The organism is Paraburkholderia antibiotica, from assembly GCF_012927125.1.
Lineage (GTDB): Bacteria > Pseudomonadota > Gammaproteobacteria > Burkholderiales > Burkholderiaceae > Paraburkholderia > Paraburkholderia antibiotica.
Map to the genome: position 1 here is coordinate 166,665 of NZ_JABBFZ010000006.1, position 16,498 is coordinate 183,162.

The 16,498-nt window shown below is 59.7% G+C and carries 12 protein-coding genes and 2 pseudogenes; 6 read left to right on the top strand and 8 right to left on the bottom strand.

Annotation, left to right across the window (positions count from 1 at the left end; genetic code table 11):
* The first annotated feature begins 46 nt into the window (after window positions 1-46).
* The 5 genes and pseudogenes from HHL14_RS13335 to HHL14_RS13350 all read left to right on the top strand — a co-directional run bounded on the left by HHL14_RS13335 (window position 47) and on the right by HHL14_RS13350 (window position 4,569).
* Window positions 47-1,255 carry a M20 aminoacylase family protein gene (locus HHL14_RS13335; protein WP_169498075.1) on the top strand — a complete coding sequence of 403 codons (1,209 nt, stop codon included), beginning with the start codon at window positions 47-49 and terminating at the stop codon, window positions 1,253-1,255.
* A 163-nt stretch (window positions 1,256-1,418) separates the two neighbouring features.
* Window positions 1,419-2,726 (top strand): MFS transporter, encoded by a 1,308-nt coding sequence (locus HHL14_RS13340; RefSeq protein ID WP_169498076.1) that lies wholly within the window; start codon window positions 1,419-1,421, stop codon window positions 2,724-2,726.
* A gap of 90 nt (window positions 2,727-2,816) precedes the next feature.
* Window positions 2,817-3,041: pseudogene (locus HHL14_RS33205) on the top strand (hypothetical protein); the annotation flags it as partial.
* A gap of 160 nt (window positions 3,042-3,201) precedes the next feature.
* Window positions 3,202-3,556 (top strand): annotated as a pseudogene (locus tag HHL14_RS33210) (LysR family transcriptional regulator); the annotation flags it as partial.
* 317 nt (window positions 3,557-3,873) lie between these two features.
* Entirely contained in the window at window positions 3,874-4,569 is a 696-nt protein-coding gene (locus HHL14_RS13350) for a GntR family transcriptional regulator (RefSeq protein ID WP_169498077.1), read from the top strand.
* A 68-nt stretch (window positions 4,570-4,637) separates the two neighbouring features.
* Here the strand turns inward: HHL14_RS13350 and HHL14_RS13355 are convergent, their stop codons facing one another.
* From HHL14_RS13355 to HHL14_RS13370, 4 genes are all read right to left on the bottom strand, one after another.
* Window positions 4,638-5,933, bottom strand: coding sequence for an MFS transporter (locus tag HHL14_RS13355; RefSeq protein ID WP_169498078.1), 1,296 nt, complete (start codon window positions 5,931-5,933; stop codon window positions 4,638-4,640).
* A gap of 166 nt (window positions 5,934-6,099) precedes the next feature.
* Window positions 6,100-7,701 (bottom strand): CoA-transferase, encoded by a 1,602-nt coding sequence (locus HHL14_RS13360; RefSeq protein ID WP_169498079.1) that lies wholly within the window; start codon window positions 7,699-7,701, stop codon window positions 6,100-6,102.
* The gene (locus HHL14_RS13365) at window positions 7,698-8,459 is read right to left on the bottom strand and encodes an enoyl-CoA hydratase/isomerase family protein (protein ID WP_329601656.1); all 762 of its coding nucleotides are present in this window, start codon (window positions 8,457-8,459) and stop codon (window positions 7,698-7,700) included. The genes HHL14_RS13360 and HHL14_RS13365 overlap by 4 nt, the downstream gene beginning before the upstream one ends.
* A 20-nt stretch (window positions 8,460-8,479) precedes the next feature.
* Window positions 8,480-9,814: an FAD-dependent oxidoreductase gene (locus HHL14_RS13370; protein WP_169498080.1), complete on the bottom strand. Its 1,335-nt coding sequence runs from the start codon at window positions 9,812-9,814 to the stop codon at window positions 8,480-8,482.
* 802 nt (window positions 9,815-10,616) lie between these two features.
* Between HHL14_RS13370 and cynS the strand changes: the two genes are divergently transcribed.
* A complete protein-coding gene (cynS, locus tag HHL14_RS13375) occupies window positions 10,617-11,084 on the top strand; it encodes a cyanase (RefSeq protein ID WP_169498081.1) in 468 nt (155 codons plus the stop codon).
* A 194-nt stretch (window positions 11,085-11,278) separates the two neighbouring features.
* On the opposite strand, the gene HHL14_RS13380 is transcribed toward cynS, so the two are convergent.
* The 4 genes from HHL14_RS13380 to HHL14_RS13395 are packed head-to-tail and all read right to left on the bottom strand — an operon-like array spanning window position 11,279 to window position 16,372.
* A complete protein-coding gene (locus tag HHL14_RS13380) occupies window positions 11,279-12,532 on the bottom strand; it encodes an MFS transporter (RefSeq protein WP_169498082.1) in 1,254 nt (417 codons plus the stop codon).
* Entirely contained in the window at window positions 12,529-13,092 is a 564-nt protein-coding gene (locus tag HHL14_RS13385) for a GAF domain-containing protein (RefSeq protein WP_169498083.1), read from the bottom strand. The genes HHL14_RS13380 and HHL14_RS13385 overlap by 4 nt, the downstream gene beginning before the upstream one ends.
* A 27-nt stretch (window positions 13,093-13,119) precedes the next feature.
* Window positions 13,120-14,538, bottom strand: a complete 1,419-nt coding sequence (locus tag HHL14_RS13390; protein ID WP_169498084.1) for an MFS transporter — start codon at window positions 14,536-14,538, stop codon at window positions 13,120-13,122.
* A 49-nt stretch (window positions 14,539-14,587) separates the two neighbouring features.
* Window positions 14,588-16,372 (bottom strand): gamma-glutamyltransferase family protein, encoded by a 1,785-nt coding sequence (locus tag HHL14_RS13395; RefSeq protein ID WP_169498085.1) that lies wholly within the window; start codon window positions 16,370-16,372, stop codon window positions 14,588-14,590.
* Between the last annotated feature and the right edge of the window lie 126 nt (window positions 16,373-16,498).

The window sequence follows — 16,498 nt, forward strand, 5'->3', positions numbered from 1 at the left end:
TCTCAAACGCATTCAACACTGAATCTCCGGCAAAAGAAATCGACACATGACACGCGAACCTACTCTGACACCTGAACAGCTTCCGGACCTCGTACAGGAGTTCGGCATCGATGCGCAAGCCTTCGTCGATATCCGTCGCCAGATTCATGCCCATCCTGAGCTGGGCTTCGAGGTTGGTCGAACCAGCTCGCTCGTCGCGAATCTGCTGAGGGAATGGGGCTACGAAGTGCATAGCGGGATCGGCCGCAGCGGCGTAGTGGCCCAACTCAAGGTTGGCGACGGCGGCCGCCGTCTCGGCATCCGTGCCGACATGGACGCGTTGCCTATCGTTGAAAACACCGGCCTGCCGTATGCCAGCCAGCACCACGGCAAGATGCACGCGTGTGGTCACGATGGCCACACCGCCATTCTGCTTGCCGCGGCGAAACGGCTGGCGCAGCGCCGCGACTTCAATGGCACGCTCAACCTGATCTTCCAGCCGGACGAAGAAAATCTTTGCGGCGCCCGAGCCATGATCGAAGACGGTCTCTTCGAACGCTTTCCCTGCGACGCCGTCTACGCGCTGCACAACATCCCCGGGCTGGCTGCAGGGACCTTCCGTGTGCTGGAAGGTCCGATCAGCCTGTCTTCGGACGTAGCCGATATCACGCTCAAGGGCGTCGGCGCTCACGGCGCCACGCCGCATCGTGCCCGCGATCCGATCGCCGCCGCGGCCGCAATCGTCACCGCATTGCAGACGGTCGTCGCGCGCAATGTCGCGCCCGAAGAAATAGCGGTAGTCACGGTCGGCTTCATTCGCGGCGGTGCGACGCATAACGTCATTCCGCAGGAGGTGGTGCTGGGACTGAACATACGCGCGGCTCTCCCGGAAACGCGGGCGTTGATCGAAGCGCGGATTCGCGAGATCGTTTCGCTGCAGGCGCAAAGCCTCGGTGTGGAAGCACACATCGACTACCGTCAGCTGACTCCGCCTATGGTCAATACGCCGGATGAAACCCGGCTTGCGCAGCAGGTGGCGGCGTCGCTGGTCGGAGCGGACAGCGTCAGCACACAGGCCTCCAAAGGACTGTCGGGCAGCGAGGATTTTGCATGGATGCTCAACGAAGTGCCTGGCTGCTATCTGATGCTCGGCAACGGCGAGGGCGAATTCGGCGGTTGCATGGTGCACAACCCGGGGTACGACTTCAACGACCGCGTGCTGCCGCTGGGCGCTGCCTGCTGGGTGAAACTGGCGCAGACCTACCTCGTGCCCTGAGCGGCCGGTATGACGCTGTTGCAAGCGCGGTTGATCGTTATCCGGCAGCGCCGGTTCAAACTTCAGTCCCGGCAATTTTCAGGTGAGGCTGGGGCATCCTGCCAGGCGCTCAACACATTTTGACCGAACGGATTGTTCAACCTCTGCCATTTCTCGAAGGAGTTTGCCCGTGTCTGTCCCCTACTCAGGTTCGCTCGAAGCCGATCGGCTCGCAACACTCTATGGCCGGCTAAACTGGCGCCTGCTGCCCTTTCTCGCGGTCTGCTACCTGCTCGCGAGCATTGACCGTCTGAACGTCGGCTTCGCGCAGCTTCAGATGCGCGACGCACTCGGGTTCTCCGATGCAGTCTACGGGTTCGGCGCAGGCATCTTCTTTATTGGCTACGTGCTGTTCGAGATCCCGAGCAACCTGTTGTTGCCCAAGATCGGCGTGCGCCGCACAATCAGCCGGATTCTCGTGCTGTGGGGACTGACATCCGCTGCGATGATGTTCGTGCATAACGCCACGACGTTCTACGCGTTGCGTTTCCTGCTCGGCGTATTTGAGGCCGGCTTTACGCCCGGCGTGATCTTCTACCTGACTTACTGGTATGGAGAGACACGCATGGCGAGCGCCATTGGTACCGTGATGCTGGGCGGCGCATTCTCGGGCGTGGTGACCGGCCCTGTGTCCGGGTGGCTGATGACGGCTTTTCACGGCACCCTCGGTCTCGCCGGCTGGCAGTGGATGTTCCTTGTCGAAGGGCTACCTGCCGTGGTGCTCGGTATCATCGCATGGCGATTTCTCGTCGACCGACCGGACGACGCACCCTGGCTCAGCGCCGACGACCGGGAGCTGCTTGTCGCCAATCTAGGTACACAGCGCACGCAGCACCACGTGTTCAGGCACGTGCTACGCGATGGCCGTGTGTGGCGCATGGCGCTCGCGTACTTCTGCATCATCTGTGGACTCTATGCAGTCAACTTCTGGTTGCCGAGCATTCTCAAGTCCGATGGCGTGACCAGTACCGTGGATATCGGTCTGTATTCGACGATTCCCTATCTGGGGGCAATCGCCGGCATGATCGTGTTTGGTCGCAGCTCCGACAGGCGCCGCGAACGACGCCTGCATAGCGCGTTACCCACACTTGCCGGCGCCGTTGCACTCGCGGCCGCCGCCGCGTGGGGCGGTCATCTTGCGATGTCGCTCACATGTATCACTATCGCGACCATGGGTATGTGGGCCGCATACACGGTGTTCTGGGCGATTCCATCCGATTATCTGAAAGGCGACGTCGCTGCCGGCGGCATCGCGCTGATCAACACGATAGGCCTGTTCGGCGGATTTCTGAGTCCGACAATTATCGGCTGGGCGCGGACCACGACCGGCAGCCTTGCGGCAGGCCTGTATGTGATGGTCGGGCTTCTGATGATAGGTTCTGTGTTGCTGCTCACGATGCGCGTGCCGGGCAAGGCTTCCCAAGCTCAGTGAGGTTGAGGTGCGCGCGATCAGAGAATCCGCGATGACGCGTGCCTCCGGAACTGACCGGGCAACGCAGTCGGGATATCGCCACCTTCTGCATTGAAGCAGGTTGATGCCACGCCGGTCAGCGTTCTGTCCACCGCACAACGGAAACGCGGCTGCCGATATCCTGAGCCGCTTTTCGCCGATGAACGGGCGCGGCATTTCCACCTCGATGACGACGACCGCGAGTGAGTCGCAATCAAGCGATCGCGACAGCCGTCGCCTGGGTTATGCGTCGGTGCGTTTCTGGAAGACCCGACGGCGGTCCCTACAGCGGTTCTACCGCGTCGATGCCTGGCCGACTACGGAGAGCTTAACGTGTTGGCCCACGATCGCATCACACCGCATTGGGACGACGTCCTGCGCCTGATTTGCTATGTACATTTATTTCAGTGATAAATTATTAATATGACGCGGCGTTCCTTTGAAAGAGAAATGCTGCTGGTTCGCAACGCCAGGTTGACAGCAACGCGTGGGCGAGCCTTTCCCCATTGCCGCGCTTGCTGAGCCCTGCGGTGTGCGGGTGATGGCCCGGCAACTCCTCGATGCAGCAGCGGCACCCTGGACGGAAATTTTTGTCGGGGGGGCATCGCAGCTGTAGCGGCGGCCGTTATGGCCGGGCTGGGCGTTGCCGCATTGGCTCGCATGCAGCCATTTGGCGGGTCAACGTGGGCCCTAAGCTCGGGCTCCCTGAGCTGCCGCGCTTGCCGGTTCTGCGTCACATGGAGGTCAAGCGCGGCCGGCCCCATGAGGCGCTTACCGCGTTATCGGCTGTCTTCAGGAGCGCGGTGAGGTGATAGCCAATGCTCGCCCGCGTCGCTGAGGCAGGTAGTTGGCACCACAGTTTGGCCTTGCAATCGCCGCACGGCGAGACAGTCTATTTTTTCAATCAAAAGAGGAACATAGCTTGAGATGTGGCGGATTTTTCACGAGTCTCGGCTGCGCCGGTTCGAACCTGCGGTTTCCCCGTCGCGCGAAGGCAGTGGCAAATCCCACCAGACATGGGCGCTGCACATGGCCACTGCAATAACCTGTGAGGACATGCACGCTGCCATCTACATGTCACATTGCCATACACGGCATAATCAATGGGTTCAGTTTTTTTAATCGCCCCATGAAGAAAAAAAGCGCCACCACAAACATTGCTCCTCGCGCATCGGTCAACTCGCCCAGTCAGTTGCTGGTTGACATCGCCTTCGAGCGGATCGAGCAGATGATCATCACGCGCAAACTGCCACCCGGCTCGATGATCTCCGAAAGCCAGCTTGCCGCCGAAATGGACATGGGGCGCACGCCTGTGCGCGAAGCGCTTCAGCGTTTGCGGCAGATCGGTTTCGTTGAGATGCTGCCGCGACGCGGGACCTTGGTCGCTGGTGTCGACATCCGCCAGCAGCTCGAACTGCTGGAGGTTAGACGCGCACTGGAAGACCTCGTGGTACGCGTGGCAGCACTTCGCGCGACCCCTGAAGAACGCGAGAATCTTAAGCGGCTCGCACAGCAGATGACCATCGCCGCCAAGCGTGGAGACATGGAAGCCTGGATTCAGGCCGGTGGCGAGATTCACGATGCCGAAGTTCGAGCCACACATAACAGCATGCTGATTACGAGCATGTTGCCAATTCACGCACAGTCGCGGCGCTTCTGGTACCACCATATCGTACAGAATCGCGCTTATATCGAAGGAGCGCAGTTGCACTCCAAGGTGCTGACGGCTATTGCCGATGGCGATGGCGATCGCGCGGCCGCGGCGGCCCATGGTCTGATGCAGTTTATCGAGCGCTTCACCCGTTCCGCGTTAGATACCTTCTGAAATCGCGCAATACGTGGCCCTCAGTCCTCGTGAATCCTGAGGGCCACCGCTGCCATCCGGCTATGCGTTTACTCTGCCTGGGGGCTGCCCAGCCCTACCCCTTGGCTACGTGTTTCGACATCCGCACGGGGCGGATTCACGAATACCGCCACCGCTATAGCGCCGGCAAGGGCCACGCCACCGCTTAAAAGAAACGCGCTCGTGAAGACGTGCGTCCATTGCACGAGAACCCCCGTGAGGATCGGTGCGAGGATACCCGCCGTGTTGGCAAGCAGATGCATGAAGCCCCCGACGCCGCCCATTCTCGCGGGCTCGACCGTATCGAGAATAATCGCCCAATACACGCTAAGCGTGAGGTTCATGAAGAACACCGTGATCCCCATGAGCGCCACTGCCGCGCCCACACTGCTTGCCGTGCCGGCGCACGCAACGCATGCGGCAGCGACCAGCAGACCACCAACGATCACGATCTTGCGCGATTTCAGCGCATTGCCGGTCCAGCGGTAGATAACGTCTGACGTGAAGCCGCCCAGCGCGATCCCCACGAATCCGAGCAACCAGGGAATCACGTTGACGATGCTCATCGACGAGAGGCTCAGATGCCGCTCCATCATCAGATAGCTCGGAAACCACGACAGGAAAAAATACAGAATGTATGCATAGCCGAAGTAGGCCAGCGAGGTTGCCCAGATAGTCGGGCGCTTCAGATACGCGCCCAACGACATCTGCGGTTTCACAGCGGCTTTTCCCTGATCTTCTCGTGCGGCCGATGCGAGCGGAACCGTGCCGCGCACCCAGCGGTTATGTTCGGGATGGTCAGTCGAGAGAACCGACCACATCATCACCCAGAGCAGGCCAACGACGCCGATCACAATAAACGGAATGCGCCAGCCCCAATGCAATGCCATCAACCCGACAATCGGTCCAGCCAATGCAGCGCCCAGTTGAAGGCCTGAGTTAGCAAAACCGACCGCCGTAGTCTGCTCTTTCCGTTCGAACCAGTTGCTGATCATCTTGTTTGTGCATGTGGCGAGCGGCCCCTCCCCCGCGCCGAATATCACGCGAATGACAAGCAGACCGGCAAGACTCGCTGCCGTGGCCGTCAACCCACAAAAGATCGACCAGAGGCCGATGGCGACAATCAGCACTCGCTTCGGGCCAAATCGGTCCGCCGCATAGCCCCCGACAAAGCAGAAGAGCGAATAGCCGACAAAAAAAGCACTGAAGACAACTCCCAGATGCGCGGCGTCCAGTTGTAGGTCTTTCGCGATGAGCGGTGCGGCGACCGAGAGCGCGGCGCGATCCAGATAGCTGATCGCGCACGCGAGAAACAGCATGAAAACGATGAACCAGCGGTACTTCATGATTGTCTCCTCCAGAGTCGCCAAGGCGATCAGGATGGTTCGACCGTACCCAATGCCGCGTAGAGACGCCGCACCTGGCCGGCAGGATTTTTTGGTTCGGTGCGGCGTCTGGCTCTACGCGGCGATAATCGCCGGTTTGCTCGCGTGGAGCGCCGCGTTCCTTGCGCTAGCTTTCCACTACAGCATCCGTGCAGTGGCCCGCACTCTCCTCGAACAATGACCGGTGCATCAGCGGTAACGGATCGAGGATGTGAGTCGGCCTGAACGCCATCAGATCGAGTACATCCCGTCGTACGTCAACGCCAGGCGCCACCTCCGTCAACACCAGGCCCTGCGCGGTCTGCTCGAACACCGCGCGCTCCGTCACGATCAATGCGCTCTGTCCCGCAGCAACGCCGCTCGCCACTGGATAGGTCCTGCTCTGCACGGTATCGACAAACTTGCTGACCTTCCCTTCCTTCACAATCTTCATGCGGCCGTCTTCGTAGGCGATGTCTAGTCCGCCGGTTGTAAATGAGCCGGTAAATACAAGTCGCTGTGCATTCATCGCAATGTCGATAAATCCGCCTGCGCCGGGATTGACCTTGCCAAATTTGCTGACGTTGACTGTTCCGTGCGAATCGTATTCGGCGAACGCCAATGCTGCGAACCGACACAATCCTCCGTCGATCACGTCGAATTGTGTGACGCCATCCACCAAAGCCAGCGGTCGAAGATTCGCCGAAAACTGCCAACCGTTCATGACGATGCCACCGTACGAGCCGTGCTCCGTCGTGAACCAGTAATCTTCCGAGCCATGTTCCGGATCGAAAAGACCCTGTTCAGCCATGACGAGTGGCACATCCGCCGCCGCGCCGAATCCGAAAATCGACAACTCGTGTTTGCGCACTTCCAGCGCAGCGCGCCGTGCGATCACCTTGTCGGGACCAAATGGAATCGCCGGCAGACGTGCATCTACGCCGGCAGCGCGCAGGTACGCTTCGTCATACGGCGTGTCGGTACTCATCATCATCTGCGGTTCGACCACGAGAGCATCGACGAACATACCCGGCAACCGCACCGAAGTTGCCGCGCGCTCGCCGCCTGGCACAATGCGGCGGACTTGGGCAATCACACGTCCGCCGCTCGCTTTGGCTGCCAATGCGAGTGCGAGGCTGGCGGAAATCAGCGGTTCGTCTTCGAACGAAAGATTGCCGAATTCGTCGGCACTACTTGCACGAATGATGGCGACGTCGACCGGCCAGCTCGGATAGAACAGCAGATCCTCGTTGTTCAGCCGGATTTTCTGGATCAGATCGTCCTCGCAGCGGCTCGTAAATTTGCCGCCGCCATGTTGCGGATCGGCATACGTGCCCAGCCCGACGCGCGTCATATAACCGGGACTCTTGCGCGCGACCTCGCGCAACCAGTGCATCGAGGCGCCGATGGGCCACGAATACGCTTCGATCCGGTTCTCCTGAATGAGCCGCATCAACGCCGGACGCTCACCCGTGCGTGGATTCACCGGATTGATATAAGAGCCGGATACGATTCGCTTCATCAACCCTTCCTGCGCGACATGATCCATGCCGCGAATATCCACGGCGTCACCAGTGCCGCACGGAAAATAGAACGTGAGATTGCGAGGCGCGCCGGTTTCACGGAAGCGCCTGCCGAGCGCTTCGAGTGTGGTGTCAGGCACGACCCAGCCGATCACCCCCACAGACGCGACCGTCTGTCCATCCTGAATCGAAGCGACAGCCTGTGCCGCCGACATGATTTTCTTCATGACTTCACCTTGAATTTCGAGAAAATGTGCTGAGCCGCGCCCCCTTCGCAATTGCGCGCGAAATGCCGCGAAGCCTCGTTGTCGAGTCGCTCGCCATCGAGCGAGACAAACGGCTCAAAGAAACGCTTTGTCGATGCGACCGCATCGGGCGGCAATGCAGCGAGCCGCTGTGCGAGAGCAAGCGCTGTCTGGTCGGCGGCGCCCGGGTCGCTCAGATAGTCGGCAACGCCGAGACGATGCGCTTCGATGCCGTTCATCGCGTCCGCTGCCCACGTCAGCAACCGCGCCCGCACCGGCCCCACGCGCGCTAGCAATGCCTGAAGACCCCACGGCGGCAGCCAACCGTTGGGCACCTCGGGAAGATGCCAGCGCACATCCGTCGCGCTTACTACGATGTCGCATGAAATTGCCAGCACGAAGCCGCCACCGAGCGCGAAACCTTCGACGGCAGCTATCACGGGTTTCGACATTCCTGCTATTGAGCGCGCTACTCGTGCGGTGTCCGATTCGGAATCGCACATTTCCTGAATCGACATCGTCGCCAGTTCTTTCAGGTCACTGCCCGAACAGAAGGCTGGCGGCGCCCCCGAAAGGACAATTGCACGCACAGCCGGATCTCGATCGGCCTGCTGCAATGCATGTTCGAGTTCCGCGATCGAAGTACCATCGAGCGCGTTGCGGCGCTCCGGCCGGCTCAGCATTAGCTGACGGACCTCACCTACGTTCACGATATTCACTGACACATCCTCCGTGTTCACTGTTCCAATTGCAGATTTCGCTATAGACGCGTGCCGTCCTGCCTGAGTGCACTCCTGATCGCCTGCGCATCGATGTGACGCGGCTCAGCGTCTTCACGAACAACCAGAGTCGCTGCATGGCCGATCGCATGGCCGTATGAAAAGCATTGCGCCGTGACACGCGCGGACGCGACCGCTTCATGCTCCGCCGATAGACAGCGCCCTGCCACCAGCAACCCGTCGCCGCGCGATGGGACGAAACACCCATACGGCACCTCGTAGTAGTCGTCCAACACCCACTCCACCTTTGGCTTTGCACCGGCATGCAATTCGATCGGCCACGGTGAGCGCGCAATACCGTCCGAAAACTTTCTCGCGGTGATGACGTCCGCGTTCATCAACTTCGCGGCACCTTCCACTTGCCGTGTTTGCCGAACGCCTACCTGAACGCCGGTATCGTTGACAAATGAATTTTCACATCCAGTTACGTAGTCCTTAAGAAATCGCGCATACGAACGAACCTGCTTTCTGCCATTCAGTTCACCTTCTGTGAAGTCGTTGTAAAAGATCGCATTGAGTTCCCGCCCGTCGGAGCCGGTAATCCGGGTGCAGTTGCAAAGCAGTTCGCCTGGACGCGTCGTCGGAAACAGCCATATTTTCGAGCGCGGCAGCTCGTCACCGGCGAGTTGTCGTTCGCGCAGCAGCGAGGAAATCGCCTCTCCCATGATCGTGTCGTCGCCATAGGCTCGGGTGAAACGTTCGACGTCCACGCCTTGCAACCTGAAAATCATCGTCGGGTTCTGCACGCGGGCCCCATCACCCATGAAGCTATCGAAGCCGGCCATTGCAACGAGATCGGCGTCACCGCTGGCATCGACGGTGACACGGGCACGGATGCTCAACGGTCCCTGCTTCGTCCAGGCAGTTACGCCTTCCACGCGTTCGCCACCGTCAAGCAGTACTCCGGTTGCCACAGCGTGGTAAATCACCTTGACCCTTGCAGTTTCAAGCAGAGCGTCGGCAGCATCTCGCCACACCAGCGGGTCGTGCACACGCGTCCAGGTTTTTCCGTAGCGCACCGGTGCGCCGAGACCTCCACGCTGCTCCAGCGCGTCGCAGAATTCCTGGGCGAAGCCCGAGACAATTACCTCGGGTTTTGCACCGGATCGATCGGTCGCGAGATACATGCCGCAGACGGTGCCGGACAGTCCCGCCACTGCCCCGCCTCCGCAAAAACCGTAGCGCTCCAGCAGGATCACGTTCAACCCCTGACGGCTAGCTGTCACGGCCGTCGCAACCCCAGCAGCACCTCCGCCGATCACGAGAACGTCGCATTGGAGGCCGTCAACGGCTCGGACATCGACTCCAACTGTCATCCTTCCCTCCTGTCGTCATCTGATATGTCAGTGGACGACATTTTTATCGGAGACAATTTATACTGTCAATGACAATGACGTCAGCCAACTCCGAGATTGCGCGGTATAGACGCCCTGAACGGCCGATAGAACGGTGATTTCAGCGAAAAATGGGGGGCGTGCCAGGCGTTTTCCCGGATAGAACGGGCATTGAGAGCAGTGAAATGGTCACTGACGACGATCAACGCGACCGTTATAGACCCAGACAGGAATGCAGGTGCGGAAGTCGATCTTCCGCGGAATTGTAAGAATCTGCGGCAATCAACAGCTCGACTCAGCAATCAGCATCGTTGTGTTGGTGTTGGTGACTGCGAGAGCAATATTCCGGAACTGCCACGACACGAGCATGCGGCTCGTAGAATCACCAAGTGGTCAGTTGCTCGACATCTTGAGGTCTGTCGGCGGCCCGTTGTGACGGACGGGCGAAACCGCGCGAAGGTCAAAGGCCCATGGAGTACCTATACTGCATCGTCGGCAAACCAGGCCATACGCTAGATTTTCTGTTGTGGGCTTCTCGCAGCAAGGTTGCTGCGATCGCTCCTCCATTGACCATAGCAACGAACCCGAACTGTCGCTGCACAGACCTATCCGATCGTAATATAAGCAATCTGCTTGCGTAGAGTCAGATTCGCTTCGCAAGATACATCGCTCCTTTTAATAAGGATTCCATATTTTGTCAAGGAATGTTTTACACGATATTCAAGAGTTGACAAAGCCGTTGAACTCCCCCGTAACTTAAATTTTTATAAGCTAAGGACTTTCCATGCAATCGCAAAACACTCAAGAACCGCGCTCGACATTGGCAGAGAAAATTGTCGCAGCCAAGGCTCGAAAAGGTCTTACATATGCTGAACTCGCTGAAGGCACCGGGCTTAGCACGACATACGTTACGGCTGCTTTACTTGGACAACATCCACTGCCTGAAGACGCGGCAAGAAATGTCGCCCAAAAGCTGGGACTTGAGGCAGACGCCGTCGCGCTGCTACAAACCATCCCTGTGCGAGGAAGCATTCCGGGCAATGTGCCGACGGACCCGACCATCTATCGGTTCTACGAAATGGTACAAGTCTACGGCTCGACGCTGAAGGCGCTCGTGCATGAAGAATTCGGCGATGGGATCGTCAGTGCGATCAACTTTCGCATCGATATCAAGAAGGTCGACGATCCAGAAGGTGGTTCGAGAGCGGTCATTACCTTGGACGGCAAGTTCCTACCTTACAGGCCGTTTTGACGAAGCCCGATATTCACCAGGCGGCCAGCAGCGCGGATAGTATGAACGTCGTCCGGCTCCGCGGTTCAGAGCCGGCATGGCATCGAGGCATTCATTGCCCGACGCCTGGATGCCGGCGGCCCAACGATCAACTCAACGTTAGATGGTCCGATGGTACGACCAGGATTCCCTCAAAAACTCGGCAAAGCCAGGTCTCAAGAATGCTGTGTGTCGTGCAGGCGATCCGGAATGAACAGTGCCGTCATGCCGCTCAGAAAGAACACTGCACCGACCACGAGAAAGCCGAGCCCGATCGAATACTGCGTCGCAATGTAACCGATAACGATAGGCGCCGCGCCCGAGCAGAAACGCCCCAAATTATAGGAGCCGCCCACGGCGGTACCACGCACGGACGTCGCAAAACTCTCCGACATGAATGTGCCGATCGTCCCCAGTGGCACACCGTACAGGAAGCCGAAAAAGAGCATCAGCATTGCGATGTTTTCGCGCGTATGCCAGAAGATGATCACCGGCAGAAAAAGCGCCGCACCTATGCAGCCAACCACGTACACCCCGCGCCGGCTCCAACGGTCGCCTAGCCAGCCCGCGAAGATCTTGCCGATAAACGCAACCACGTAAGTGCCGATCATATAACCGGTTAGCGAACTGAACTTGATGTGCAGTTCTTTTTCAAGGTAGGACGGCAGCCAGTTGTTCAATCCGTAAAAGCCGGACAGCATGAAGATCGACGCGAAGGTCCACAGAATGAACATGGTACGCGCCTGGCGGTCCCTGAAAATCTGCGCATAGTAGTTGGGCCGCATCTTGCCTTTGCGCACGGCAGCGCTGCTTGCGAGCCACGAGGCCGGCTCGGGGACCGCAAACTTGATCGCAAGCGCCAGTAGCACCGGCACCGCCGACACGTAGTACAGCGTGCGCCAGCCGTATTGCGGGAGAATCCAGTTACTGAGAGCGATGACGACGATATAGCCCGACGAAATGCCGGTCTGCAGCACGCCAAGGATCAACGAGCGCCGCTCCGTAGGCACGTATTCGGCAACCAGCGTGCTGACAAGCACCATCGAGCCGATACCTAGCGAACTGATGAAGCGAATGATCGCGAATTCCATGAAGCTGTGCGCAAACCCCAGCATCCCCGCACCGAGCGAGAACAGCGCAAGCGCCCACGCGACGACACGTACGCGGCCAATGCGATCGCTGGCCCAGCCGCCGGCAATCCCGCCAATCGCCATGCCGAACAGCGTCAGGCTGCCAAGCGCACCTGCCTCGACGTTGGTCAACCCGAACTCGTCCTTGATGCGTGACAGAGTCAGGCCGTACATCATCACATCAGCTCCGTCGGCGATAAGCGCGCAATAACCGAGGATAAAGACGAGCAGCCAGCGGCCTTGAGAAACGGCGGTTTGCGTGGCCGATTGATATTCTTGCAGGTCAGATTGCGATTTCATGAGTAGGCTGCGCCAGTAGCGGATATTTTCTTCTGTGTGACGAGGGCGGCAACAAGGAAAGAGCCGATCAATAGACCTATGGCTTCATGGCGACGCGTGTACCAGCCTTCCTCGTGGGTCAGGTTCATCGTGCCGATGCACACGCCGTCATAAGCGATCGGGATGTTCAGTATGGAGCCGAGACCCATACCGGTCATGATGGCATGATCGTCGAATGCGTCGCGAATGCCCTGCGAGGTTTCCACGCGAAACGGCGTGAGGTCTTGAAGAATCTGTTTCGCCCAGACTGTACCCTGCTTCTTCTTGCGCCCGCCGATTGGGTACACGTCCGGCATGTTCGTATAGACGCGCTCCACTTCCTGGCGCTGCGCGTCGTAAGACATGATTGTCAGGAGACGAAAGCCTATCGCTCTTTCGGCCACTGCATGAACCGCACGGAAGATTTCCGTCGGTTGATCTTTCACGCGTAACGCCATCGCTAGACGTTCAAGGTCCTCGATGTGCAGCGCGTGAAAATTGGGTGTCGCAAGTTCGGTTCGATCACCTGGTGGCGTGTGCATGGAAGAGTTCGAAAATTCGTCAGATAGTCAGCCGTGCAAATTGGTCGAGTTGAGTTGCCTTTGCCTATTCTCGCTCCGCTTGGGTTCGCGCCCGTCGGCCTCGATGTCTTCGAGCGATCGATTGCGCGTCTCGATGCCGAGAAAGAAAACGACGCACGCACCGATCAGCAGCACGGTCGTGGTCATCGCGAATACGCCGAGGAAGCCGAGAGTCGGATAAATAAGGCCAACCAGAATCGGTGCGCTCACTGACCCAATGCGGCCAAACGACGACGACGAGCCGGTGCCGGTTGTCCGCACGGCCGTCGGAAACACTTCAGGGGTGTACGCATACACGCCGGCGAACGCGCCGTTCATGAAGAACGACAGCGCAATGCCCGCAGCCATGATCTGTATACCGGTGTGCGAAAACGCCAGTGTGATGGCGGCGATACCGCCGAGCAACATGTACGAGGCAACCACCGCTTTGCGGCCGATGCGCTCATTGAGCCATGCGGCGGAGAAATACCCCGGAATCTGCGCGCCGTAAATCGCAATGGAATAACCAAAGCTCTTTGTCATCGTGAGTCCTTCCTTGACGAGCAGGCTCGGAATCCACGAGAAGAACGAGTAATAAGCAAACGCGACCGAAAACCACATCAGCCAGCTCACGGCAGTCGTGCGCGCGAGTCGCGGCGACCAGAGCGCGAGGACGTTGCGCCACGCGCTGCCGCCGGCCGATACCGACGCAGGGAGAACGTTCACAGTTGAGACAGGCGCGAGGACGATGCCTTTTCCGGTGAACCACGCTTCGATGCTGCTCACGATGCTGTTTGCCTCTGCCTCGCGTCCCTGACTTTCGAGCCAGCGCGGCGATTCGGGCAGCGTTCTACGCCACCACAGCAGCATGACCACTGGCAACGAGGTAATCACCGCGAGATAGCGCCAGCCGTCAGCGTAGTTGCGCACCACTGCGAAGCCAAGAATCGCCGATGTCAGATAGCCGAACGACATGAAGCCGACCAGCGCACCGCAGAAGATGCCGCGGTAACGCCGCGGCACGAATTCGGCGAGAAACGGTGCGATGACGACTGTTTCCGCGCCCGAACCAAAACCAGCGACAACGCGTAACCCGAAGAACATGTGCCAGTCGTGGGCCGTGGCACTCGCGAGCGACGCGATACAGTAGATGGCGAGCGCGCTCATCATGATGCGGCGCCGGCCGATCACGTCGGCAAGCACGCCCGACAGGAACGCGCCGAAGAAGTATCCGATATAGGTACTGCTCGCGACGAGTCCGGTTTCGGCACTCGTCAATTGCCACAGCTTGCTAACGACCGGCAGCAGGAACGCGAGCGACGAGGAATCGAGTCCATCGAACATGTACCCCAGTCCGCCGATGAGCAGAAGTTTGCGATGAAAACCCGACAACGGCAGTCTTTCAAGACGGGCGGCTACGACAGACACGGCAACTTCTCCCTGGCAGGAACTGGCGGCGATCTTCGCGATACGCGGGTTATCGCCCAATCGCGTAGGCCTGCATCTGTCGCGGCGTCGCCGCACCACGCATCAGGCCATTGCGAATTCCGACCGCGCACACACGGCCCAGGGCCCACGGTTCCGCAACCGTCAGGTCGTGGCCGCGCGCACGCAATTCGGCGAGCGTGCGCTCCGGGAACCGCGATTCGGCCGACATCTTGCCGAGCTGCATTGCGCGCGGATAGAACGAGCCGGGGAAATGCGCGGTCTGGAAGGACGGTGCGTCCGCGGCGGCCTGAAAATTCATGCCGCCATGCACGTGTCTGAGGAACAGCTGGAGCGACCATTGGTCCTGCTGATCGCCGCCCGGTGTGCCGAAGGCCGCGTACGGTTTGCCGTCGCGGGTGACGAGCGTGGGCGATAGCGTCGTGCGCGGACGGCGGCCCGGGCCGAGCGACGACGGCAGGCCTTCTTCCATCCAGAACATCTGCGCGCGCGTCGTCACGTTGAAACCGAGGCCGGGCACCGCCGGCGACGCCTGCAGCCAGCCTCCGGACGGCGTGGCCGACACCATATTGCCCCAGCGATCGACGACGTCCAGATGCACCGTGTCGCCACGCAACTCCGGCAGCGGCGCGAATGTCGGTTCGCCTTGTCCAAAGCCGCCGGCCTGTTGGCGGCCGGCATTGGCAAGGATGCGCGCGGCGCGCTGTTCGCTGTCGCCGAGACGGCCCGGGCGGAATTCGAACGACGCACGATGTGGATCGATCTGGCGGCGGCGCTCGTCGTTATAGGCGTCGCTGAGCAGCACGTCCATCGGCACGTGCGAAAACGCCGGGTCGCCGTAGAACACTTCGCGATCCGCAAACGCGAGCTTCGCGCACTCGATGACCGTGTGAATGAAATCGGGCCCCAGCGGGTCCATTGCGGCGAGGTCGAAACCCTTCAGCAGTGCGAGCTGCTGCAGGAACATCGGCCCCTGCCCCCACGGACCGGTCTTGTGGACTCGCAGGCCCGCGTAGTCATAGCACACCGCGTCTTCGTAGGTCGGCTCCCAACGCGCGAGATCGCTGGCGTCGAGCAGGCCATGGTTGCGCTTGCCGGACGTGTCGAGCACGGCTGTCGAGCGGAAATACTGGTCGATCGCATCGGCCACGAAGCCGCGATAAAACGCGTTGCGCGCAAGTTCGCACTGCTCGGCGCGGTCGCTGCGCGTATTCGCTTCGCGCAGGATGCGTTTGTACGTTTCCGCGATGGCAGGATTGGCGAACAGCTGGTTCGGCTTCGGCGCTTCGCCGTTGTGCAGCCACTGTTCGGCCGACGTGGTCCATTCGCTGCGAAAAAAATCCTGAATCGCGAGAATCGACGACGCCATGCGCGGCAACACCGGATAGCCGTTTTCCGCGTAGCCGATCGCGTAGCTCAACACGTCCTCGAGCGGAAGTTGGCCGTAATCGCGCAACAGCATCATCCACGCGCCGAACGCGCCTGGCACGACTGCCGGCAACAGGCCAGTCCCGGGAACGACATCGAGCCCGAGCTGGCGCATTCGCTCGATGGTCATTCGCGCTGGCGTCACACCTTGCCCGCACAGCACGCGTACCCGCTCTTCGCGCGCGCTATGAAACACCACCGGCAGTTCACCGCCCGGACCGTTCAGATGCGGCTCGACGATCTGCAGAACGAAACCGGCTGCGGCGGCTGCGTCGAATGCATTGCCGCCTTTTTCGAGCACGGCCATGGCCGATGCGCTGGCCAGCCAGTGCGTGGAGGCCACCATGCCGAATGTGCCGAGCAGTTCCGGACGGGTTGTAAACGACATGGGCGACTCCTTTCGCGGCAGCAAGACAAATCGACGAACCAATACTTAATGGTTCTATTACAGAAAGAAGAGAGCGTAAGTCTAACGACGGCAGGTTGCACCCAGTGTTAACCCGAAATTGCCTAT